Source organism: Pseudomonas sp. GW821-FHT02A11 (assembly GCF_059421985.1).
Window position 1 is genome coordinate 1 of sequence record NZ_JBWKWB010000026.1, and the last position, 21118, is coordinate 21118.

20 protein-coding genes, 1 tRNA gene and 2 pseudogenes are annotated in these 21118 nt (G+C 58.6%); 12 read left to right on the top strand and 11 right to left on the bottom strand.

Going from position 1 to position 21118, the window contains the following annotated elements:
• The first annotated feature begins 420 nt into the window (after positions 1 to 420).
• Complete coding sequence (locus AC07V9_RS24925; protein ID WP_495018300.1) at positions 421 to 702, top strand: hypothetical protein; 282 nt, start codon at positions 421 to 423, stop codon at positions 700 to 702.
• 33 nt (positions 703 to 735) lie between these two features.
• Here AC07V9_RS24925 and pstS read toward each other — a convergent pair whose 3' ends face one another.
• Complete coding sequence (gene pstS / locus AC07V9_RS24930) at positions 736 to 1770, bottom strand: phosphate ABC transporter substrate-binding protein PstS (RefSeq protein ID WP_495018301.1); 1035 nt, start codon at positions 1768 to 1770, stop codon at positions 736 to 738.
• Positions 1771 to 1875: 105 nt separating this feature from the next.
• Here pstS and AC07V9_RS24935 point away from each other — a divergent pair.
• Positions 1876 to 2124: pseudogene (locus tag AC07V9_RS24935) on the top strand (LysR substrate-binding domain-containing protein); the annotation flags it as partial.
• 81 nt (positions 2125 to 2205) lie between these two features.
• Positions 2206 to 3606, top strand: a complete 1401-nt coding sequence (locus AC07V9_RS24940) for a diguanylate cyclase domain-containing protein (protein WP_495018302.1) — start codon at positions 2206 to 2208, stop codon at positions 3604 to 3606.
• 118 nt (positions 3607 to 3724) lie between these two features.
• Here the strand turns inward: AC07V9_RS24940 and AC07V9_RS24945 are convergent, their stop codons facing one another.
• The 3 genes from AC07V9_RS24945 to AC07V9_RS24955 form a co-directional block, all read right to left on the bottom strand.
• On the bottom strand, positions 3725 to 5023 hold the full coding sequence (locus tag AC07V9_RS24945) for an NAD(P)/FAD-dependent oxidoreductase (RefSeq protein WP_495018303.1): 1299 nt from the start codon (positions 5021 to 5023) through the stop codon (positions 3725 to 3727).
• A 63-nt stretch (positions 5024 to 5086) separates the two neighbouring features.
• Positions 5087 to 5260 (bottom strand): DUF3094 family protein, encoded by a 174-nt coding sequence (locus AC07V9_RS24950; protein WP_431745289.1) that lies wholly within the window; start codon positions 5258 to 5260, stop codon positions 5087 to 5089.
• 143 nt (positions 5261 to 5403) lie between these two features.
• A complete protein-coding gene (locus tag AC07V9_RS24955) occupies positions 5404 to 6033 on the bottom strand; it encodes a DUF1780 domain-containing protein (RefSeq protein ID WP_495018304.1) in 630 nt (209 codons plus the stop codon).
• A 230-nt stretch (positions 6034 to 6263) separates the two neighbouring features.
• On the opposite strand from AC07V9_RS24955, the pseudogene AC07V9_RS24960 reads away from it, so the two are divergent.
• Positions 6264 to 6774, top strand: a pseudogene (locus tag AC07V9_RS24960) (NAD(P)-dependent oxidoreductase); the annotation flags it as partial.
• Between the two features lie 31 nt (positions 6775 to 6805).
• On the opposite strand, the gene AC07V9_RS24965 reads toward AC07V9_RS24960, so the two are convergent.
• On the bottom strand, positions 6806 to 7705 hold the full coding sequence (locus tag AC07V9_RS24965) for a LysR family transcriptional regulator (protein ID WP_495018305.1): 900 nt from the start codon (positions 7703 to 7705) through the stop codon (positions 6806 to 6808).
• A gap of 157 nt (positions 7706 to 7862) precedes the next feature.
• On the opposite strand from AC07V9_RS24965, the gene AC07V9_RS24970 reads away from it, so the two are divergent.
• Together AC07V9_RS24970 and AC07V9_RS24975 are read left to right on the top strand one after the other, a co-directional pair.
• The gene (locus tag AC07V9_RS24970) at positions 7863 to 8507 is read left to right on the top strand and encodes a hydrolase (RefSeq protein ID WP_495018306.1); all 645 of its coding nucleotides are present in this window, start codon (positions 7863 to 7865) and stop codon (positions 8505 to 8507) included.
• A gap of 134 nt (positions 8508 to 8641) precedes the next feature.
• Entirely contained in the window at positions 8642 to 9328 is a 687-nt protein-coding gene (locus tag AC07V9_RS24975; RefSeq protein ID WP_495018307.1) for an energy-coupling factor ABC transporter permease, read from the top strand.
• A gap of 21 nt (positions 9329 to 9349) precedes the next feature.
• Here the strand turns inward: AC07V9_RS24975 and yacG are convergent, their stop codons facing one another.
• Genes yacG through pilB form a run of 5 tightly spaced genes read right to left on the bottom strand, consistent with a single transcriptional unit; the run spans position 9350 to position 13973 of the window.
• Positions 9350 to 9553: a DNA gyrase inhibitor YacG gene (gene yacG, locus AC07V9_RS24980; protein WP_296254509.1), complete on the bottom strand. Its 204-nt coding sequence runs from the start codon at positions 9551 to 9553 to the stop codon at positions 9350 to 9352.
• Positions 9553 to 10188, bottom strand: a complete 636-nt coding sequence (gene coaE / locus AC07V9_RS24985) for a dephospho-CoA kinase (protein ID WP_495018308.1) — start codon at positions 10186 to 10188, stop codon at positions 9553 to 9555. Before coaE ends, yacG begins: the two co-directional genes overlap by 1 nt.
• On the bottom strand, positions 10185 to 11057 hold the full coding sequence (locus AC07V9_RS24990; RefSeq protein ID WP_495018309.1) for a prepilin peptidase: 873 nt from the start codon (positions 11055 to 11057) through the stop codon (positions 10185 to 10187). The genes coaE and AC07V9_RS24990 overlap by 4 nt, the downstream gene beginning before the upstream one ends.
• A gap of 1 nt (position 11058) precedes the next feature.
• Entirely contained in the window at positions 11059 to 12276 is a 1218-nt protein-coding gene (locus AC07V9_RS24995) for a type II secretion system F family protein (RefSeq protein ID WP_495018310.1), read from the bottom strand.
• A gap of 2 nt (positions 12277 to 12278) precedes the next feature.
• The gene (gene pilB / locus AC07V9_RS25000; RefSeq protein WP_495018311.1) at positions 12279 to 13973 is read right to left on the bottom strand and encodes a type IV-A pilus assembly ATPase PilB; all 1695 of its coding nucleotides are present in this window, start codon (positions 13971 to 13973) and stop codon (positions 12279 to 12281) included.
• A 224-nt stretch (positions 13974 to 14197) separates the two neighbouring features.
• Here pilB and AC07V9_RS25005 point away from each other — a divergent pair, with 224 nt between their 5' ends.
• Positions 14198 to 14617 carry a pilin gene (locus tag AC07V9_RS25005; RefSeq protein WP_495018312.1) on the top strand — a complete coding sequence of 140 codons (420 nt, stop codon included), beginning with the start codon at positions 14198 to 14200 and terminating at the stop codon, positions 14615 to 14617.
• A gap of 142 nt (positions 14618 to 14759) precedes the next feature.
• Positions 14760 to 14835, top strand: a tRNA-Thr gene (locus AC07V9_RS25010).
• 155 nt (positions 14836 to 14990) lie between these two features.
• Here the strand turns inward: AC07V9_RS25010 and nadC are convergent.
• The gene (nadC, locus tag AC07V9_RS25015; RefSeq protein ID WP_495018313.1) at positions 14991 to 15839 is read right to left on the bottom strand and encodes a carboxylating nicotinate-nucleotide diphosphorylase; all 849 of its coding nucleotides are present in this window, start codon (positions 15837 to 15839) and stop codon (positions 14991 to 14993) included.
• Between the two features lie 374 nt (positions 15840 to 16213).
• On the opposite strand from nadC, the gene AC07V9_RS25020 reads away from it, so the two are divergent.
• The 4 genes from AC07V9_RS25020 to surE all read left to right on the top strand — a co-directional run bounded on the left by AC07V9_RS25020 (position 16214) and on the right by surE (position 21055).
• On the top strand, positions 16214 to 18454 hold the full coding sequence (locus tag AC07V9_RS25020; RefSeq protein ID WP_495018314.1) for a DUF1631 domain-containing protein: 2241 nt from the start codon (positions 16214 to 16216) through the stop codon (positions 18452 to 18454).
• A gap of 188 nt (positions 18455 to 18642) precedes the next feature.
• Positions 18643 to 19191, top strand: coding sequence for a 1,6-anhydro-N-acetylmuramyl-L-alanine amidase AmpD (ampD, locus tag AC07V9_RS25025; RefSeq protein ID WP_495018315.1), 549 nt, complete (start codon positions 18643 to 18645; stop codon positions 19189 to 19191).
• Positions 19192 to 19206: 15 nt separating this feature from the next.
• On the top strand, positions 19207 to 20043 hold the full coding sequence (ampE, locus tag AC07V9_RS25030) for a regulatory signaling modulator protein AmpE (RefSeq protein WP_495018316.1): 837 nt from the start codon (positions 19207 to 19209) through the stop codon (positions 20041 to 20043).
• A 238-nt stretch (positions 20044 to 20281) separates the two neighbouring features.
• Positions 20282 to 21055, top strand: coding sequence for a 5'/3'-nucleotidase SurE (surE, locus tag AC07V9_RS25035; RefSeq protein ID WP_495018317.1), 774 nt, complete (start codon positions 20282 to 20284; stop codon positions 21053 to 21055).
• Positions 21056 to 21118 lie beyond the last annotated feature (63 nt).

The following is a 21118-nucleotide window of genomic DNA, read 5'->3' on the forward strand; positions in this document are numbered from 1 at the left end:
GGGTATAGCGCAGTCCGGTAGCGCGCCTGCTTTGGGAGCAGGATGTCAGGAGTTCGAATCCCCTTACCCCGACCATTTTCGCCCCAGCAGTACTCAGGGTAGAAAATCAGGTTACAGCGCCATTTGCGTTGCAACCCACAAAAAAGGCGTCCTTCGGGACGCCTTTTTTCGTTTCTGGCTGCTCCGTTCTTCGATTTCCCCTTTCTTCGCCCCAGCCTCCTTGCCTCTATTCGGCTCTTATCGGCATCGTCAAGCCCGTTAACGCAGTCTTCATTTTCGTTATATGAAAAAATATACAGCGATAGGTATCATGGACAGCCGCTCCCCGTGTTTTCAGGCAATAAAACCACGCTGGAGCGAGCCTGGAAGCGCCCAGATCGATATCTGCGCTGTGTGAATACCTCATCAACGAGACAAACCATGAGGCCGAATGTGAACGCCCGCACCTATCCCTACACCGCTTGGGTGTTGACCCGCAGCTTTGTCGTGCTGGAAGTGGAGTTGGTCGGCCCGACCGCCGATGGTCAGAACGAGCGCTCGGCCAAGGGCAAGTGGTACGCGCCGGACAGCCTGTTTCAGTCGCCGGATGCCGCCGTGGATGCAGGGCGTTCGCGTATCCAGGCCGCTCGCGCCGAGATCGCCCGGCGCGCTGCGGTGCTGGAGGAGAAGAGTGCGTTGCTCGACAGAATGTCGGGACGCTGAGCGCAGGATCAGCCGCGCTCGCGTTGGGAAGGCCTACTGCGCTTTAGGCACGTCGCCCCAATAGGCTTCGATCTGATTCTTCAGGTCAGTCGGAATCGGCGCGAAGTCCAGTGAACGCGCTTGGTCCTGGCCGTTTTCGAGGGTCCAGCGGAAGAACTCCTGCACGGTCTTCTGGCGATCAGCGTCTTTGGGCTGCTTGTACAGCACGATGAAGGTTGCGGCAGTGATCGGGTAGGCGTTGTCCCCCGGCGCGTTGAGCATCGACAGGTCAAAGTCCTTGGCGTTTTTCCAATCGGCAGTCGCGGCGGCCGCCTGGAAGGACTCCGAGCTCGGTACAACGAAATGCCCAGCGGCGTTCTGTAATAGGCCGAAGTTCAGGTTCTGCTGCTTGATGTAGGCATATTCGACGTAGCCGATGGAGTTGGGCATTTTTTGTACGTACGAGGCGACGCCTTCGCTGCCCTTGCTGCCGATGCCCACTGGCCATTTGACCGAGGTGCCTGCGCCGACCTTGTCTTTCCATTCTGCGCTGACCTTGGACAGATAGCTGGCCCAGTTGTACGTCGTACCCGAATCCTCCGAGCGGTAGACGACGTTGATGCTGCTGTCTGGCAGCTTCAAGCCAGCATTGAGCGCCAGCAGCGCCGGGTCGTTCCACTTTTTGATTTTGCCCAGATAGATGTCGGCCAGCACCGCGCCGCTGAATTTGATCGTGCCGGGCTTGATCGATGCCACGTTGATCACTGGCACCACGCCGCCGATCACCGAGGGGAACTGCTGCAAGCCCAGGGTTTGCAGGTCGCTGGATTTGAGCGGCATGTCGGTGGCGCCGAAATCCACCGCGCCCTCCTTAATCTGCGCCACGCCTGCGCCGGAGCCGATGCTCTGGTAGTTCACCTTCACGCCGGTCTTCTGGTTGTAATCGGTGGCCCATTTGAAGAGCACCGGGTAGATGAACGTGGAGCCTGCGCCGGTGACGTCCTGCGCGGCCCCAGCGCTGCTCAGCCAGGACAGGTTGAGTGCAATGCCCAGGCCTGCGGCCAGCATCATTCGGGAAAGCTGAAACATGGATGACTTCCTGTGATCGTGCGACATCGGGGTGTGATGTCGCTATGGGATCACAGTAATCAGCACGTTTTTATGACAGGAAGTGTCTGCTGACGCCGACGGCCCGAATTCAGCTCGGTGTATTCGATGCAGCAACTGGTGCAACTGACGGACGCCATCATGGTGCTGTCCGAATCGGCCCTTCGCGATTACCTGAAGATGGGCCTGGTCAAGGCTTTGCCGGTGAAGATCGAGGAGCGCACGGCACCGTTCGGCCTGCTCACACGCAAGGGCGAGGCGGCGAGTCGGGAGCGTGTGCAGTTTATCGAGTTACTCTGGAAACGCGCCGCAGACCAGACGCTTGTAACTGATTGATGGCAAAGCTCGATTCGCCAGTGCGTATTCATACGACCCGGTATAGACTCCAGAAGGTCTTTTCAGGGTCGGCCGAGAAATATGAAAGCGCCAATTCCTCCATACGAAAAAGAGCGCCTCGAGGCGCTGCAAGCACTGGAAATTCTCGACACCCCGGCCGAGGCCTCACTCGACCGGATCACCCGTTTGGTGGCGCGCGTGCTCGACGTCCCCATCGCCTTGGTGTCGCTCGTCGACGAAGATCGTCAGTGGTTCAAATCCCGTGCAGGGCTCCAGGCCACTGAAACCCCCAGAGAAATGGCCTTCTGTGCCCACGCCATTCTGCAAACCTCGCCGCTGGTGGTGCCCGATGCCGCCGAAGATGAGCGCTTTCGCGACAACCAGCTGGTGACCGGCGCGCCGCACATACGCTTTTATGCAGGGGTGCCGATTCGCACCAGCAAGGGTTTTGCCGTCGGTACGCTCTGCGCCATCGACGAGCGTCCTCGCCAGTTGAGCCAGGAAGAAGTGGACACCCTGCGCGACTTGGCCGACATCGTCAGCCGCGAGGTGCAGCTGCGGGAAAATCTGATGCTGGCGCGGCTTCAACGAAATCGCTCGGATGCGTTGTTCAAGGCCAGTGAGGCGGGTTATCGCTCGATGTTCGAGCTGGCCTCCGTGGGCATCGCCCTGGTCGCGCCGGACGGCGGCTGGATCAGCGTCAATACGGCGCTGTGCGAAATCCTCGGTTACACCCCCGAGGAGCTCAAACACCTGACCTTCCAGGACATCACCCACCCCGATGACCTGGACAGCGACATGGAGATGCTGCAGCAACTGATCGACAACCAGATTGACCGCTATCAGTTGGAGAAGCGTTACCTGCGCAAGGACGGGGCCTCGGTGTGGGTCAACCTCAGCGTGACCAAGAAGCTCTCCGAAGAGGGGGATCTGGAGTATTTCATTTCCATCATCCAGAACATTCAGGGGCGCAAGGAGCTGGAGCAGGAAGCCCGTCACGACGCGCTCACCGGCCTCTATAACCGCCGCGCACTGGATGCGTTGCTGCCGATCGCAATGGCCCGCGCCGATCGCTCAACGCTGCAGTTGGCGCTGATGTTCATCGATCTGGATGGCTTCAAAGGGGTCAACGACACCTACGGGCATGATGCGGGGGATGACCTGCTGCGGACCATTTCCGCGCGATTGCACAGCTGCGTGAGGCGCACTGACAGTCTGGTTCGACTGGCGGGGGATGAGTTCATCGTGATTCTGGAAGGCATCGTGCCGGGTGTAGATGAGGCGCGGGAGGTGGGGAAGAAGCTGCTGGCCGCGATTGCCGAGCCAATCATCATCAAGGGCGACGTGATTCGCAGCAACGCCAGCGTGGGTTTTTCGATGTACGAACCCGGTTCGGGCAAAGCCCCGGACGAACTGATGCGCGAGGCCGACCGCTGGATGTACAAGGCCAAGCATTCGGGGAAAGGGCGGGTGATGCCTTAGGAGCATGCGATTTTGAGCTGTGGGAGCGAATTCATTCGCGATGGCCGGAACATCCGAGACCTATCTGTCGGTTGTCATGGTGCCTCGCGAATAAATTCGCTCCCACAGGTTGAGGGGATTAATGCAGCTTCATCCTTGGCTCAGTCCCGCGCCCGATCCGACTGCCCAGCATCAGCATCAACGTGCGGAACGTGCCGTACAGCGCCATCTGGTGCATGCGGTACAACGACACGTAGAACATCCGCGCCAGCCAGCCCTCCAGCATCACGCTGCCAGTCAGGTTGCCCATCAGATTGCCCACCGCCGAGAACTTCGACAGGGAGATCAGCGAGCCGTAATCCTGGTAGCGATACTCCGGCAACTCGCCGCCTTCAATGCGCAGCTTCAGTGATTTCACCAGCAGCGAGGCCTGCTGGTGCGCCGCCTGGGCGCGAGGCGGGACGTTGCGATCCGTGCCTTTCTGCGGGCAGGCCGCGCAGTCACCGAAGGCGAAGATGTTGTCGTCGCGAGTGGTCTGCAGCGTAGGCCGCACCTGCAATTGATTGATGCGATTGGTCTCAAGCCCCGCGATGCCTTCCAGAAACGCCGGAGCGCGAATGCCCGCCGCCCAGACTTTCAGCGTCGCGGGAATCACCTGACCGGTTGCGGTCACCAGGCCTTCAGCCGTCACTTCACTGACTGCCGAGTTGGTCAGCACGGTCACGCCGAGCTTTTCCAGGGTCTTGTGTACCGGCCCGCCAATACGTTCCGGCAGGGCAGGCAGCACGCGCGGACCGGCTTCGATCACGGTGATGCGCAGGTTTTCCGGCTTGATCTGGCCCAGCCCGTAAGCCGCCAGTTCGTGAGCCGCGTTGTGCAGTTCAGCGGCCAGTTCAACCCCTGTAGCGCCCGCGCCAACGATGGCCACGTTGATTTCTTCGGTGGCCGCCAACTCGTTGGCGTGAGCACGCAGATAGCGATTAAGCAGCTGCTGGTGGAAGCGCTCGGCCTGCTTGCGGGTGTCGAGGAACAGGCAATGTTCGGCCGCCCCTTTGGTACCGAAATCGTTGGTCGTACTGCCGACCGCGATCACCAGCGAGTCGTAATCCAGGCTGCGCGCGGGGACCAGCTCGTTGCCGTTTTCGTCGAGCGTGGCGGCCAGATGAATCTGCTTGTTCTCGCGGTCCAGCCCTTCCATGCGACCCAGCTGAAACTGGAAGTGGTTCCACTTGGCCTGCGCCACGTAGTTCAGCTCGTCCTCATAGGAGTTGAGCGAGCCTGCGGCCACTTCGTGCAGCAGGGGTTTCCAGATGTGAGTCAGATTGGCGTCCACCAGCGTGACGCTGGCGGTGCCTTTCTTGCCCAGGGTTTTACCCAGACGGGTAGCCAGCTCCAGACCACCGGCGCCTCCGCCGACGATCACGATACGATGAGTCATGGGGATATCTCATAAGGCTTAAGGAATTCTCAAGTGGCGTTATCCGCGCGAGCGCCAGGCAGCTCATAGCGTCAGATAGCTCAGTAAACGGCTCAACAGGCCCAACCCGATCACCACGACAAGCACCACCACAAGGAGCAGCCAGGGCCGAAAAGGCCGACGCTCGACTTGATGCTGAGGCGCTTGAAGGTACTCTTCGACACGCTTCTGGTCGTCAGGGTTCAGGCGGCTGGTCATAAAGCCTCGTCATGAACATTGACCGGCGTCAGAAAACGACGGTCTGCAACACGGTAACTTCGTTGACGACTGACTCCGGCCGTGGGTTACGCCGGATTTCAATGCGCATGCCGCTTTGTAACATTCGCGCGGAAATTGCGCCATCACAGGCTGATCCCCACATCGAACACCACGCTGCGCCCCAGATTCGTACGCAGAAAATCCGGCGCATCAGGGTGCGCAAACAGCACGCGGGCGAAGGTCGGACCTACCAGTGAGAGCGAGCGCCAGCCCTGTCGCAGGTATTCGGTGGGCGGAGGAAAATGGCTGTTGAGGTCCAGCACCTCACGCTTGAGACTGGCGAAGGCGATGATGTCCAGCTCGCTCAAATCCAGCCCGCGCTCCTGGTAGTTGTGCGCCTTCTTGCGCAAGGTCGGCGCCAGACGCCGCAGCAGTTCGGACGCCGGAATACGCTTGGGCTTGGCCTCGCGCCGCACCAGTTGGCTCAGGGAAAACGCACTGCGCCTGCGCTTCAACTCCTCGCGCCACTCATCATTGAGCCTGCGCCCTTCATCGAGCACAAAGAACACCTCAAAACACGCATCGCGAAACAGTACGTCCGGCGGCTCTTGCCCGGCGGGCAGGAAATCGTCGGTGCGATGAGGAATGTTCAGGCCTTGCAGCAAACGCTGGCACACCCAGCGCTCCCGTTCCCATTTACGCGCATTGGACAGAAACGCATTGGCTTGCTCGGCCTGGATCGTCAGCAGACGCAGGTAGTCGGAGTCGTCCATGGGGGAGAGCTTAGCGCTCTGGCAGGAAGTTGAAACGTCTTGTGGAACTTAAAGTTGAAGGCTCTGGCTCTGGCTTTTGATTCTTGCCGCAGGCCGTAGAAGCAAGCTTGCTCCTGCGCCCTCCGGGCAGAGGCCTATCGGGCTGCCGGTAGAAACGTGGCTGAGCGTGCTCGACACCAACGTCATCGGGTTTTTCTGTGCAGCCGAGGCGCGTTCGGGCTGATGCGTTCAGCGGCATGCGCGTGGGTATCGTTGGCTTTGGGCGAGTTGGCCGGGCGGTCGCCACGCGGGCTGCGGCGTTTGGCTGCCCGATCAGCTACACCGATCTCAATGCGATGAGCGATGTGCCTTTACCTTCGTCAGCGACCTGGTCGAGCTGGCGCGCCAAAGCGATGCGCTGATCGTTGCCGCAGCGGCTGACAAAACCAAGGGCATCATCAACGCCGAGGTGCTGCATGCGTTGGGGCTGAAGGGTATCTGATCAACGTCGCGCGGGGCAGCCTGGTAAACGAGCCGGACCTGATCGCCGCGCTGCAATCGGGCTCGATTGCCGGGGCAGGGCTGGACGTATTCGTTGACGAGCCCAACGTGCCGGATGCGCTGTTCGGCCTGGAAACCGTCATCCTGCAACCCCACCGCGCCAGCGCCACGGTGCAGACGCGCACGCGCATGGGCGAGATGGTGTTGGCCAGTCTGACGGCGGTGCTGGAGGGCAAGGAGCCTGTGGGCGCAGTCGCATAAGCCTTTGGCAGAAGCGAAGCTGCGCGATGGCTCAAAACCCCGCCGAGCCCAACGCCAGCTCCTGGGTGAGAAAATCAATGAACGCCCGGGTCTTCATCGGCACCCGGCGTGCCGACGGATACACCGCGTTGACCGAGATCGCCGGCGCTTGCCACTCGCACAGCACCGGCTTCAAACGTCCATCGGCCACCGCGCGTTCAACGATGAAGTTAGGCAGCAGCGCAATGCCCATTCCCCCCACCGCCGCTTGGGCGAGGATGTCTCCGTTGTTGGCGTGCAGCGGGCCGCTGACGGTCACGCGCTGGGTCTCTTTGCCGTTGCACAACTGCAGGCTGATGCCGCTCTGCAAATAGCCGTAACTGAGGAATTGATGATTCGCCAGATCCTTGGGCGACGTCGGCTCTCCATGCTTGGCGAGGTAGTCAGCCGAAGCGACCATGATGCGCGGCGCAGGGGCCAGAGTGCGCGCAACCATCGATGAGTCCGGCAAGCTGGCAATGCGGATAGTGACGTCGAAACCGCCTTTGACCGGGTCGACCTGCTGATCACTGAGCACTACTTGCAGCTCAACGTTGGGGTGCAGTTCGTTGAAGCGCGGGATCAGCGGCCCCAGGCGACTCAAGCCAAACGACATCGGCGCGTTGACCCGCAACACGCCGCGTATCTCGCCCATGCCGGTGCGCGCGCGCTGCTCGGCTTCATCCAGCGAGGCGATGACATCACGACAGGCGTCGTAGTACTCGGTGCCAGCTTCTGTCAGATGGAGGCTGCGCGTGGTGCGTTGCAGCAGTTGCACACCTATCGCTTCTTCCAGTGCCTGAATCTGCTTGCTCACTTTCGAGCGTGGTACGTCCAGTGCACGAGCCGCTGCGGCAAAGCCGTTGGCCCCGACCGTGGCAACAAACGCGCGCATGCATTCGATACGATCCATTAACGTCCCTAATATGGAAACAATGAGTCTCGATTCTATGGGATTGTTCCAAGGTAGGCTAGTCCGTAGATTGACTTCCAAGCCAGCAAACAAACAGCGCCAGGCGCTCCAGCGGCTCACCCCTACAGACCCTTACTGACATTCAGAGGAACATGCCATGTCTATCCGCGAACTGCTGAACCCAACCAACTCCGCTCTGATCCTGATCGACCACCAGCCGCAAATGGCCTTCGGCGTGCAATCGATCGATCGTCAAACGCTGAAAAACAACACGGTTGGCCTGGCCAAGGCCGCCAAGATCTTCAACGTACCGACCATTTTCACGTCGGTGGAAACCAAGAGCTTCAGCGGTTACATCTGGCCAGAACTGCTGGCCGTGCACCCGGAGCAACAGCCCATCGAGCGCACGTCGATGAACTCTTGGGAAGACAAGAAGCTGGTCGAAGCGGTAAAGGCCACCGGTCGCAAGAAGTTGATCATCGCCGCGCTCTGGACCGAAGTCTGCCTGAACTTCCCGACCCTGGACGCGCTGGCGGAAGGCTACGAGGTGTACATCGTCACCGACGCGTCGGGCGGCACCACCAAAGAGGCTCACGACATGTCGGTGCAGCGCATGATTCAAGCCGGCGCGGTCCCGGTGACCTGGCAACAAGTGCTGCTCGAGTTCCAACGCGACTGGGCACACAAAGAAACTTACGAAGCTGTCATGCAACTGGTGCTGGAACACAGCGGCGCTTACGGCATGGGCGTCGACTACGCCTACACCATGGTTCACGGCGCGCCACAGCGTAAGCTCGGCTAACCCACAACTCTTCGTAAAGTTTCCCACTCGATGGAGCGAATAAACCCGCTCCATCGGGTGTTTTTGCTTTGAGCACGCAGTCTGATTCAGCGGGTGTAGACTGCCCTTATCCGAACTCAAAAGAACAATCAGTCATGCTCGGAACCCAAGTGCTCGCCGCCCCAACCATGCTCCTTGCCTGGCTCCTGTACGTGCCGATGCTGCTGTGGGCGGTGTGGCGCTGTCCTTGGGTTGAATTGTTCGCCGACACACGGCGTCAGCACCTGTTGTTAGGCACCATCTTCGCGCTGTTTTTGCTCTGGTTGCTGCGACGGGATTTCAACACCGGCGTTTCGTACCACTTTCTCGGCATGACCGCTGTAACCTTGCTGCTTGACTGGCCGCTGGCGATCGTCGGCGGGCTGGTGGCGCAACTGGGCATGCTGGCGATGGGGCGGCAGGATCTCGCGCCGATGGGCGTCAACGGCCTGCTGCTGATCGTACTGCCCGTGCTGATCACCGAAGGCTGCTCACTGCTGGTCGAACGCGCACAACCCAAAAGCCCGTTTACCTACATCTTCTGCTCCGGTTTCTTCGCTGCAGCGTTGGCGGCATTGTTGTGTCTGCTGATTGCGATGGGCGTGCTGTGGCACGACGGGCTGTTTGCCATGCCGGAATGGCTGGGGGATTTCGTTGGTTACCTGTGGCTGATCATCTTTCCCGAGGCGTTCATCAACGGGATCATCGTCACCGCACTTGTGGTGTTCTGCCCCGAATGGCTGGAGACGTTCAACCGCACGCGGTATTTGTCAGAACCCTGGGTGGCTGATGGCGACACCTGAGGGCTCAGGTGTCGCGTTCGATCAATGCTGACGCGGGTCAAATTCACCCGAAAACAACTCATCTTCGGCATCCGGGGCCACCGGAATTGCATGTTCTTCCGACGCCCAGGCGCCCAGGTCAATCAGCTTGCAACGGTCCGAACAGAACGGCCGGAATTTGCTCTCCGGGGTCCATTCCACGGGGGCTCCGCAGGTTGGGCAATCGACGGTCATTGGTTGGCTCATCATTGGCCTCCACGCAAAGTTAGATAAAAGTGATGCAGTCGCTGGACTTCGCTTTTCAGCCACGCGGGGTCGCGGTCATTGATGATCACATCATCGGCGCGACTCAGACGTTCTTCACGACTGGCCTGCACCTTGAGAATCGCCCGTACCTGCTCCTCGTTGGTCTTGTCGCGCAGCACGGTGCGCTCGATCTGCAGCGCCTCCGGCACGTCGATCACCAACACCCGCTGCACCATTTGATGTTGTGTCGTTTCCAGCAGCAGCGGCGAAACCAGAATCGCGTAGGGTGATACTGCGCGGGCCAGGTATTGGCGGATTTCTTCTCGGATCAGCGGATGCAGCAGACCTTCAAGCCAGACGCGCCGTTGCGGGTCCTTGAAGATCAGCTCGCGCAACGCCGCACGATTCAACGTGCCATCCGCCTGCAACACTCCGTTGCCGAAATGCTCGGTGATCTGCGCCAGGGCAGGGCGCCCCGGCTCGACCACCCAGCGTGCAGCCTGATCGGCGTCCACCAGATGAATGCCCAGGTCGACGAAACACTGCGCAGCGGCGCTCTTGCCACTGCCGATGCCACCCGTCAGACCCAGAATCCAGGGCGTTGAAACGTTGCTGCTTGTTTCGGAAAGGCTCATTTGAAACCGGCGATCTGCAAATACGAAGACGTTATTTGATCACCCCAGAGCAATGCGATCCACCCCGCAATGGCCAGATACGGCCCGAACGGGATGGGTGTGCTGGTCTGCACGTTGCGCAGGCGCAGCAAAATCAAGCCCAACACCGCGCCGACGATCGACGACAGCAAAATCGTCAACGGCAAAATCTGCCAGCCGCCCCAGGCGCCGAGCATCGCCAGCAATTTGAAATCGCCGTAGCCCATGCCCTCCTTGCCGGTGATCAGCTTGAACAGCCAGAACACGCACCACAGCACTAAATACCCGGCGACCGCGCCCCACAGCGCATCGCCCAGCGACGCAAACAGGCCAAACGAATTGACGATCAACCCCAGCCACAACAGCGGCACCACAATCGCATCCGGCAACAACTGATGGTCAGCGTCGATCAAACTCATCGACAACAACCCCCAACTCAACACCAATACCGCCCCCGCCTGCCAGCCAAAGCCGAAATGCCAGGCCACGAACGCCGACATCAACCCACACGCCAGCTCCACCAGCGGGTAGCGCTTGCTGATCGGCGCCTTGCAACTCGAACACTTGCCGCCCAACACCAGATAACTCACCACCGGCACGTTCTCCCACGCGCGGATCCTGTGCGAACAGTGCGGGCAACGGGAGTGGGGGAGGATAAGGTTGAAGGTCTCAGGCTGAGGTTCCGGAGGCAATTCCAGCACCTCACGGGCCTGGGTTTTCCAGTCGCGCAGCATCATCTTGGGTAGGCGGTAGATGACCACGTTGAGAAAACTGCCGACGAGCAGGCCTAAAACGAGGGTGCAGAAAACGAAGGCCAGCGGGGAGCTGGCCAGGAAGTTGGGGAGGGACATTTTAAACGGCGTTTCCGAGCTGGAAAATGGGAAGGTACATGGCGATGACCAGGCCGCCAACGATGACACCCAGCACGGCCATGATCATTGGTTCCATTAGGCTGGTGAGACTATCAACTAAGTTATCTACCTCATCTTCATAATAGGTCGCAACTTTATCGAGCATAGAATCCAGAGCGCCGGACTCTTCCCCAATGGCGGTCATTTGCACCGCGAGCATTGGAAATACACCGGTACTTCGCATCGAGAAATTCAGCTGCATGCCGGTAGATACATCCTGTTTGACTTTTTGAACGGCATTTCGGAACACGACATTGCCAGTGGCACCTGCTACTGAATCCAACGCATCGACGAGAGGAACACCCGCTGCGAAGGTGGTCGAGAGGGTACGCGCATAACGTGCAACCGCAGATTTATAAAGCAGCGGGCCTATGACCGGTATCTTTAACAATCCGCGGTCAAGAGAGTTTCTAAATTTCTCAGATTTCCGATGTACACGCTTAAATAAAATAATTAAAATGAACAGCGCACCTATTAGCATCCACCAGTAATCCTGCACAATCTGTGATAAGCCTATGACCATCAGTGTGAACTGAGGCAGCTTGGCGCCAAAGCCTGCGAAAATCTCCTGGAACTGGGGGACCACTTTTAGAAGCAGGATCATTGTCACGATAAATGCCACGACGACTACCGCAATGGGGTAAGTCATCGCTTTTTTTATCTTCGCTTTAAGCGATTCGGTCTTTTCTTTATAGGTGGCAACTCGGTCAAGTAGCGACTCCAGTGCCCCCGCCTGTTCCCCGGCATCTACGAGGTTGCAAAACAGCTCGTCAAAGTACATAGGTTTTTGCCGGAGAGATGTGGCCAGACTGTGCCCTGAGGCTACTTCTTGTTTGACATCATTTACCAGCTTTCGCATATTCGGATTGTCGGAACCTTCGCTAATGATATCGAATGACTGCAGCAATGGCACCCCGGCCTTCATCATGGTCGCCATCTGCCGACTGAAGAAAGCAATATCCAAGGGTTTGATTTTCTTACCTGCGCCGAAGAACGATACAGATTTTTTTTTGACTTTAGTCGGATTGATACCTTGTTTTCTAAGTTGTGCTTTGATGAGGGCCGGGTTGTGTCCATTCAGCTCTCCCGAAACTTTGGTGCCTTTTTTATCCAGCCCTTCCCAAGTGTAAACACTGACTCTTACTGGTTTGGTCGCCATGTTCAGTCCTTGGTCACGCGGTTGACTTCCTCAAGGCTAGTAAGGCCTTGCATAGCTTTCATTAGGCCTGAAGTTCGGAGGTCGTTGAACCCGTCTTTACGCATTTGGGCCGAAATTTCGAGGGAGTTTCCTTCTTCCATGATGATACGCTCAAGTGCGGGGGTGCTTTTGACTACCTCATAAATACCCACGCGGCCCTTATAGCCTGCATTACACTGTTCGCAACCTACCGGAGAGTAAAGTTTAAATGTTCCTATCTTCTCTGCTGGAAACCCCTCAGCAACCTGGGTTTCTTTGGGTATCTCGATTTCTTTCTTGCAATGTGGGCAGAGTTTGCGAGCGAGCCGCTGAGCGATGATAAGATTGATTGCTGTGGCGATATTGAACGCAGCTACACCCATATGATGCAAGCGAGTCAATGTTTCTGCAGCGCTGTTTGTGTGTAGCGTAGAAAGGACCATGTGGCCTGTCTGCGACGCCTTGATCGCAATCTCCGCAGTTTCAAGATCTCGAATTTCACCGACCATGATCACGTCTGGATCCTGGCGCAGAAATGCGCGCAGAGCCTGAGAAAAATCCATGCCTTGACGGGGATTGACGTTAACTTGATTGATACCCTCAAGGTTGATTTCAACAGGATCCTCAGCTGTGGAGATGTTTATATCCGGGGTATTAAGGATATTGAGACCGGTATAAAGTGAAACTGTTTTACCTGAGCCGGTCGGACCGGTTACCAAGATCATGCCTTGTGGCTTGCTTAGGGCATCGAGATACAGCGCTTTTTGTTCAGGCTCATAGCCCAATGCGTCAATGCCCATTTGTGCGCTGGTGGGATCGAGTATCCGCATCACGATTTTCTCGCCCCATAGAGTAGGCAAGGTGTTGACGCGAAAATCGATGGCGCGGCTTTTGGAAATACGTAGTTTGATGCGACCATCCTGTGGCTTACGACGCTCGGAAATATCGAGTCCTGCCATAACCTTCAGACGCGCTGCGATCCTGCCCGCCAATTGGGTTGGGGGTTTGGCCACCTCGTGAAGAATGCCGTCAGTGCGCAAGCGTACTCGAAAAATCTTTTCATAAGGTTCAAAGTGCAAGTCCGATGAACCCAGACGAATAGCGTCCATGAGCATTTTATTGACGAATTTGACAACTGGCGCGTCATCGGCGTCCTGCCCGGCAATCGGATTTTCCTTGGCATCATCAACGGCTTCGATTTCTAGGCCGAGGTCAACATCTGACATGTCGCCCAAGCCAGAATGACTATCGAAAAACTTCTCGATGGCGGCAGTGAGTTTGTCGTCCTCAACCAAGATCGCTTCAGTGTTCAGGCCGGTACTGAATTGGATGTCAGTGATCGCTTGATGGTTTGTCGGGTCGGATACACCGACAAACAGCTTGTTGCCTCTGCGCCACAACGGCAAAACCGAGTGTTGCCTAATCAGCTTTTCACTGACGAGCCCTCTAAGCTGGCTATCTTTGTCGAGCGTGTTCAAATCAAGAAAAGGCAATCCGAACTGCTCTGATGCCAGCTCTGCCAGTGTCAGACCTTTGACTAACTTATTTTGAACGAGATGACTGACAAGCGAAACCTTATCGCGACGCGCTTGCTGATAGGCTTGTTGTGCAGCTTTTTCGTTGAGAAGTTCAGCTAAAACGAGTTGCTTTGCCAAACCAGTGAGGACCACATCAGTCATTCCAGCCACCACACACAGACATTGGACCTTTTATAGCGTAGTCGGGCTTGGCTGCCAAATTGGCGTATAGTAGTGACAAAAAATGTCACTTTATGCCGGGTCTGGGTCGGGTGCGAGGAGTGAGGTAAGGTGCCACTCTAGTGGGGTGGGTCAGTGCAGGTTGGCACACACTATGCTTCTCGCATTTTAGGGCGACACCTCATTGACGTTTTGGAGTAGTACCAATGAATACACAAAAAGGCTTTACCCTGATCGAGCTGATGATCGTGGTGGCGATCGTCGGTATTTTGGCTGCTGTAGCGCTTCCGGCTTATCAAAATTATACGGTCAGAGCTCAGGTGACGGAGCTGATGTCTCTGGCGGATGGGGCAAAAACTCCTGTCGCTGAGGTTTTTCAAGCTACTGGAGCGCTTCCTGCCAGTAACGCGGCTGCTAACTATGGTGGGGCGACCGGTAAATATACTGCCTCCGTAAACGTTGGTGCAGGCGGAGTGATTACCGCTTTGGCCGATCAAGCTAACTCGAACACTGCCCTGCGCGGTCTGACAATTACATTGACTCCTGCGCAGGACGCTACAGGTACTTTGGTTTGGACCTGCGCTGGTACGGTACCTGCTCAGTTGCGTCCTACTACCTGCCGTTAATATTCCCTGACCACCTCGATATCTGAGGTTGCCTTGGGCTTCCAAATCCCGCCATCAGGCGGGATTTTTCCATTGGCTGCCATGTACTGATGGTGCTCAAAACGTTGTCTGCCGTTATCGACTTTGCTAGCCTGCCGCCATAGCCGAAATAGCTCAGTCGGTAGAGCAGCGCACTCGTAACGCGAAGGTCGTAGGTTCGATTCCTATTTTCGGCACCAAACAAAAAGCCCGGTCCTCAAGACCGGGCTTTTCGTTTCCGCAGGGTTCGTCATGCTGTAGGAGCATGCTTGCCCGCGATGGCGGTGTTTCAGCATCATGCAGCGTAACTGACAAACCGTATTCACGGGCAAGCGCGCTCCTACGGGTTCGAACGTCAAACACTCAACCGCATCGACAAATCCACCGCCCTCACATCCTTGGTCAACGTCCCGATCGAGATGTAATCCACGCCCGTTTCGGCAATTGTGCGCAGGGTCGCGTCGGTCACGCCGCCGCTGGCTTCGAGTTTGGCGCGGCCTGCCGTGAGGCGTACGGCTTCGCGCATGTCGTCGAGGCTGAGTTCGTCGAGCATGATGATGTCGGCGCCGCCGTCGAGGGCCTGTTTGAGTTCGTCGAGGCTTTCGACTTCGACTTCAACCGTTTTGCCGGGGGCGATCTTGTGGGCGGCGACGATGGCTTGGGCGATGCCGCCGCAGGCTGCGATGTGGTTTTCCTTGATCAGGAAGGCGTCGTACAGGCCAATGCGATGGTTGTGGCAGCCGCCGCAGGTGACGGCGTATTTCTGCGCAAGGCGCAAGCCGGGGAGGGTTTTGCGGGTGTCGAGCAGTTTGACCTGGGTGTCAGCGACCATGTCGGCATAATGCTGCGAGCGTGTTGCGACGCCGGAGAGCATTTGCAGGAAGTTGAGGGCACTGCGCTCGCCAGTGAGCAGCGAGCGGGCAGGGCCTTCGAGGTGGAACAGGGCCTGGTTGGGCTGGACCCGTTCGCCGTCCGCGACTTGCCAATGCACGGCAACGCGCTGGTCGAGCTGGCGGAAAACGCTGTCGACCCAGGCCGTGCCAGCGATCACCGCTGCATCGCGGGAAATCACGGTGGCCTTGGCCAGACGCTCGGCGGTGATCAGTTGCGCAGTGATGTCGCCACTGCCCACGTCCTCAAGCAGCGCACGGCGTACGTTGGCTTCGATTTCGGCGGTCAGAGCGGCAAGACGTAGATTCGGCATATCGGACTCCACTTACTAAGTGGTCGGAGTATAAGGCAGTCGTCTGTACCAACCCACCTGCGTCGCGCCCTTCAAATGAGTGCATGAGCTGCACTTGGTCGGTTTTTTCATCTCATATGCGACAGAATGCGATTTTCGCGGTCTATCGGTGCACGAACCGCTTCGCTCCCTCCTATTATTCCAATTAAGGCGAAGCGTCCGCTGGCGGGCGGACAGGATTTACCAGATACTGCGCCTTGTATTTGACGTCATAGCCTTGACGTTATCGCCGTATTCCCCAGGGACAAAATTTCGAGAACCGGTCAAACCCAGGCTCATCCTGCGTTTGTCAGAAAGTGTGGCTGTTGCGAGTGGGTTGACGGAAGGAGTCCTTGATGCAGAACGACAATAAAGTGGTGCCTTTGAGTAAGTCGGGTCCGGACCAGTCGGGGTCCTCGCCTGTCGCTCGGCTGCCCGTCGTTCTGCTGCAGGTCCGCGATAAAGCTGCTCAGCAGCTTAAAGAAAGCCTGCAGACGTTGTTCGATAACGCCGACGACACCCTCTTCGAAATGGCCGACCGGGCGCACAACAACGCCGAGCAGAACGTCTTTTTCGAAGCCATGCGCGACCTTCGCCTGAAGCGAAAGAGCATCGAGCGCAACTTCCTGGACAAATTTTTCGAAGCCTTCCTGCGCCTCGGAAATTATGAGATTGCCGAGCCGATCCTCGCTGAACCCGTTACCTTCGACAAACTCGCGCTGGTGCACAACGACGACCTGGAACGTACCGTGGCGATCGACGCCATGGTGACCAAGGTGATGAACCGTGACGGCGTGGCCCTGAGCCAGCTGACCACGCGCCTGAACGAGCTGATCCCGCAACCGCTGACCGACGAGAGCAACCCGCTGGGGCCGACGCTGCTGTGCGATTTCTTTTTGCAGGCGGGCCGCAATCTGGGCGTGGAGATCAAGGTCAAGCTGATCATCCTCAAGCTCTTCGAAAAATACGCGCTGTCCAACGCCGACCAGCTGTATGAAGAAGCCAACCTGCTGTTGATCGCTGCGGGTGTGCTGCCGGAGTTGAAGGTCCTGCCATCTCGGCGTGCCTCCGATCGCTCCGCGAGCGCCGCCGCGCCCACTGAAGCCCAGCGCGCTGAAAATGCCGCACTGGTACAGGCTGCCGAGAAACTCGACAAGAGCGTGCAGGAAGTGTTTTCGGCGATGCAGGAATTGCTCGTGTTCGTGCGCGGCAACCTCACCCCGCGCCCTGAAAACGCCACCGAAGCCCGGCCGATTTCCAGCCAGGATCTGCTGCGTCTGCTGTCTCACCTGCAGCAGTACGTGCCCCGCGCCGAGACCCCGGACGACTTCGACCTGCGCGCGCAGCTCGAACAACTGATCAGCCGCGTCAGTGCCCGCAGCGGGAAATTCCGCACCGTGGGTACGATGGACGAGGACGTGATCAACCTGGTCTCGATGCTTTTCGAATTCATTCTGGATGACCGTAACCTGCCGGATTCGTTGCGTGCGCTGATCGCGCGTCTGCAGATTCCAATGCTCAAAGTGGCGGTCATCGACAAGAGTTTTTTCAGCCGTGGCAGCCATCCGGCGCGACGCCTGCTCAACGAAATCGCCTCGGCGGCGTTGGGTTGGGGCGGTCGCGACGACATGCAGCGCGACTCGCTGTACACGCGCATCGACCAGATCGTTCAGCGTTTGCTGCACGATTTCGTCGACGATCCTGCGATCTTCACCGAGCTGCTGGTGGATTTTCTCGCCTTCACCAGCGATGAGCGCCGTCGCAGCGAACTGCTTGAGCAACGAACCCGCGACGCCGAAGAAGGGCGGGCGCTGGCTGAACTGGCCCGTCAGCGCGTGCAACAGGCCCTGAACGATCGCCTGCGCGGCAAGACGCTGCCCGAGGTGGTCGTGCGTCTGTTGCAGGAAGCCTGGAGCAAGGTGCTGCTGCTGACCTGCCTCAAACATGGCGAGCAGTCCGGCGAATGGCGCGCCGGTCTGCAGGCCATGGACGATCTGATCTGGAGCGTCGAGCCCCATGACGACCTGGAAGCCCGTCAGCGTCTGCTGGAGCTGGTGCCCGGCTTGCTCAAGTCCCTGCGCGACGGGCTCAGCAGTGCGGCGTTCGACCCGTTCGCCACCAGCGAGTTTTTCAGCCAGCTCGAAGCCTTGCACGTGCAGGCCTTCAACCACGCGACCCGTGGGCCGGACGAGCAGGCACACGTGGCAGCGGGTGACTCGGCCGAAGGGCCGTCGATGATGGCTGTGGTCGAAGAAATCGTCCTGGTAGCGCCGGGCGAGCAAGTGCTGAGCGAGCCAGCGGTGCATCTGCCGGAGAACGACGAATGCCTGCTGCAGGTCGATAAATTGCGCCTGGGCAGCTGGGTCGAGCTTCACGAAGACGAAGACCACAAGCTGCGTTGCAAGCTGGCCGCAATTGTCGAGCCGAGCGGTCGTTATGTGTTCGTCAATCGAACCGGCATGAAGGTCCTTGAAAAGACTCGCATGGGGCTGGCCGTGGAGTTTCGTCGCGGCACGATTCGTGTGCTGGATGATTCGCTGCTGTTCGATCGGGCGCTGGAGTCGGTGCTCGGGAATCTGCGCAAGCTCAAGGGCTAAGCGCATACCTGTGGGAGCGAATTTATTCGCGATCCGGTTTTCCAGACGCATTGGTGATGAGCGGACCGACGCCTCCCGAATGAATTCGCTCCCACAGTCAGTTGAATGTTGTCTTGGATTTTGCCGCACACATCCCTTCTCATCGCGGGCATACTGACCGCTGTCGACTCAGGTTTTAAGGACCCTTCATGCAGTTGGACCCCGCCACGGGCTGGTGCCACGGCGCGCACCATTGCCCTTCGCCCAATTTCAACACGCGCCCCGAGGCGGACATTTCGCTGCTGGTCATCCACAACATCAGCCTGCCGCCCGCGCAATTCAAGACCGGCAAGGTCCAGGAATTCTTCCAGAACCGACTGGATCTCACCGAACACCCCTACTTTGAAAGCATCGCCGAACTGCGTGTGTCCGCGCATTTTCTCATCGAGCGTGATGGCGAGCTGACGCAGTTCGTCTCCTGTCTGGACCGTGCCTGGCATGCCGGGGTTTCGCTGTTTGAAGGGCGCGAGACGTGCAACGACTTTTCCATCGGCATCGAGCTGGAAGGCACTGACGATCAGCCGTTCACCGACGCGCAATACCAGGCGCTGATCGCCCTGACCCGACAGTTGCGGTCGGCTTGGCCCGCGATCACGCCACCACGCATCTGTGGGCACAGCGACATTGCCCCGGGGCGCAAGACCGATCCGGGGCCATGCTTTGACTGGGCGCGGTTTCGTTCGGCTTTGCAGGATTGAATCAAGGAGCAGGTGATGAGTTTTCTGGTGTTGCTGTTGGCCGTGTGGGTCGAGAAGTTTTCGGCCCTGCGCCAACGTGTTCAGCGTGATGCGCCCTGGCTGTATCAATTGGGGCGACTGGAATCCAACCCGCGTACGGCCAAGCGCCCGTGGTGGATTCTGACGCTGACGGTGTTGCTGCCTCTGCTGGTTCTGGCGCTGGTGCTGGTGATCGTCGGCTCGGTCGCCTACGGCTGGCTGGCGCTGCCGATTCACCTGTTGGTGCTGATCTATAGCCTGGGCCGTGGCGATATCAAGGCCAGGCTGGGTTCCTTCCGCGATGCCTGCCGACGGGGCGATCAGGAAGCGGCAGTGCTGGTGGCCGATCGTGATCTGGGCGTTCGTGCCGAGGATGAAGAGCAGCTGCTCGGCGGCGTACAGACATACCTGTTGTGGCAGGTCTATCAGGGCTTCTTCGCGGTGATCTTCTGGTATTTCGTGCTGGGCCCGGTGGCGGCGCTGGCCTATCGCCTGTTGGCGCTGGCGGCCGAGCATGGCAAGACGCCTGCGCTGGTCGAGCGTGCGGCTCAGCTGCGTCATGCCTTCGACTGGGTGCCCGTGCGTTTGCTGGCGGCGAGTTTCGCCCTGGTGGGCAACTTCGTCGCGGTCAGCCGCGTGATGCTCAGCGAGTTGCTCAACTGGAACATCAGCGCGGCGGCCCTGATCACCCGCGCCGGTTGCGTGGCCGGTGAAGTGCCTGCGCCGGTGGTGGGCGCCGAGGGTGTGAACAGCCTGGACGTGCTGTGGGAGTTGCTCATCCGCGCGGCGATTGTCTGGTACGCCGGGTTTGCGCTGTTTACGTTGTTTGTTTGAGGTTTTGCGCAAAGCTGTTGGCTGGCGCCAAACCCTGTGGAAGCGAATTCATTCGCGAGAGGTCCGGGCAGACGACGGATTTGGCTCGGATGTACTTGCGTCTCGCGAATGAATTCGCTCCCACAGGTGTCCTCATCACTGTCTGAGATCGGTCACGCCTTCTGAATGCCGCCGGCAAGCCGTGCTGCTACAGATGACTCACGCTGCATTTGACGATTTATCTGCCAAGGAGCACTGCATGTCGAGCCCGCGAATCGAGAGGATCCTGATCACCAATGACGATGGCATTGACGCGCCGGGGTTGGAAGTCCTGGAGGCGGTTGCCCGCGAGTTGGCTGATGAAGTTTGGGTCGTCGCGCCGGATCAGGACCAAAGCGGCATCTCTCACGCCCTGAGCCTTCATCACCCATTGCGGGTGAAGGCCCGTGGCGAACGGCGTTTTTCGGTGTCGGGCACGCCAGCGGATTGTGTGGCGATCGGCCTGCGTCAGCTAATGGACAAGCCGCCGCAATTGCTGCTGTCGGGCATCAACAAAGGTGCCAATCTGGGCGTTGAAACAATGTTCTCCGGCACCGTTGGCGCGGCCATGGCGGGGCTACTCCTGGGTGTACCGTCGATTGCCCTGAGCCAGTTTTTCACCCGTCGCGATGCCGTGAAGTGGGGCGCCGCCCGCGCCCTGGCGCCGGACGTGATTCGTCGGCTGATCAGCATGGAATGGGCAGCGGATGTCTGCCTCAACGTCAACTTCCCCGACGTCGCGCCAGAAGAGGCGGGGCTGCTGCAGATCACCCGACAGGGCATCGGTCGCATGGATGGCCTGAACATCACTCAGCGCACCGACATGCGCGAACAGGGTTACTCCTGGCTGACCATCGACCGTCACGAACGGCCCGATTTCGAGGACAGCGAAACCTGGGTGGTGACCCATGGCGGGATTTCTGCCACGCCTTTGCGATTCGAGCGCACGGACCTCGACGTCATGGCTCGTCTGAAAAACAGCCTTCCTGACTAAAACCTGTAGCGGCACAGCTTGCCAGCGGCGGCGTCTTTTAAATCGCTACCGCGGGCAAGCGGG

What these genes read in the sequence shown, in the direction of transcription:
- AC07V9_RS24940 (WP_495018302.1), top strand. Translation starts at nt 2,206, where the DNA reads ATGAAAGCGCCAATTCCTCCATACGAAAAAGAGCGCCTCGAGGCGCTG.
- AC07V9_RS24965 (WP_495018305.1), bottom strand. Translation starts at nt 7,705, where the DNA reads ATGGATCGTATCGAATGCATGCGCGCGTTTGTTGCCACGGTCGGGGCC.
- coaE (WP_495018308.1), bottom strand. Translation starts at nt 10,188, where the DNA reads ATGAGCCTTTCCGAAACAAGCAGCAACGTTTCAACGCCCTGGATTCTG.
- AC07V9_RS24925 (WP_495018300.1), top strand. Translation starts at nt 421, where the DNA reads ATGAGGCCGAATGTGAACGCCCGCACCTATCCCTACACCGCTTGGGTG.
- AC07V9_RS24945 (WP_495018303.1), bottom strand. Translation starts at nt 5,023, where the DNA reads ATGACTCATCGTATCGTGATCGTCGGCGGAGGCGCCGGTGGTCTGGAG.
- pstS (WP_495018301.1), bottom strand. Translation starts at nt 1,770, where the DNA reads ATGTTTCAGCTTTCCCGAATGATGCTGGCCGCAGGCCTGGGCATTGCA.
- AC07V9_RS24970 (WP_495018306.1), top strand. Translation starts at nt 7,863, where the DNA reads ATGTCTATCCGCGAACTGCTGAACCCAACCAACTCCGCTCTGATCCTG.
- yacG (WP_296254509.1), bottom strand. Translation starts at nt 9,553, where the DNA reads ATGAGCCAACCAATGACCGTCGATTGCCCAACCTGCGGAGCCCCCGTG.
- AC07V9_RS24955 (WP_495018304.1), bottom strand. Translation starts at nt 6,033, where the DNA reads ATGGACGACTCCGACTACCTGCGTCTGCTGACGATCCAGGCCGAGCAA.
- ampD (WP_495018315.1), top strand. Translation starts at nt 18,643, where the DNA reads ATGCAGTTGGACCCCGCCACGGGCTGGTGCCACGGCGCGCACCATTGC.
- AC07V9_RS25005 (WP_495018312.1), top strand. Translation starts at nt 14,198, where the DNA reads ATGAATACACAAAAAGGCTTTACCCTGATCGAGCTGATGATCGTGGTG.
- nadC (WP_495018313.1), bottom strand. Translation starts at nt 15,839, where the DNA reads ATGCCGAATCTACGTCTTGCCGCTCTGACCGCCGAAATCGAAGCCAAC.
- surE (WP_495018317.1), top strand. Translation starts at nt 20,282, where the DNA reads ATGTCGAGCCCGCGAATCGAGAGGATCCTGATCACCAATGACGATGGC.
- AC07V9_RS24990 (WP_495018309.1), bottom strand. Translation starts at nt 11,057, where the DNA reads ATGTCCCTCCCCAACTTCCTGGCCAGCTCCCCGCTGGCCTTCGTTTTC.
- pilB (WP_495018311.1), bottom strand. Translation starts at nt 13,973, where the DNA reads ATGACTGATGTGGTCCTCACTGGTTTGGCAAAGCAACTCGTTTTAGCT.
- AC07V9_RS24950 (WP_431745289.1), bottom strand. Translation starts at nt 5,260, where the DNA reads ATGACCAGCCGCCTGAACCCTGACGACCAGAAGCGTGTCGAAGAGTAC.
- ampE (WP_495018316.1), top strand. Translation starts at nt 19,207, where the DNA reads ATGAGTTTTCTGGTGTTGCTGTTGGCCGTGTGGGTCGAGAAGTTTTCG.
- AC07V9_RS25020 (WP_495018314.1), top strand. Translation starts at nt 16,214, where the DNA reads ATGCAGAACGACAATAAAGTGGTGCCTTTGAGTAAGTCGGGTCCGGAC.
- AC07V9_RS24975 (WP_495018307.1), top strand. Translation starts at nt 8,642, where the DNA reads ATGCTCGGAACCCAAGTGCTCGCCGCCCCAACCATGCTCCTTGCCTGG.
- AC07V9_RS24995 (WP_495018310.1), bottom strand. Translation starts at nt 12,276, where the DNA reads ATGGCGACCAAACCAGTAAGAGTCAGTGTTTACACTTGGGAAGGGCTG.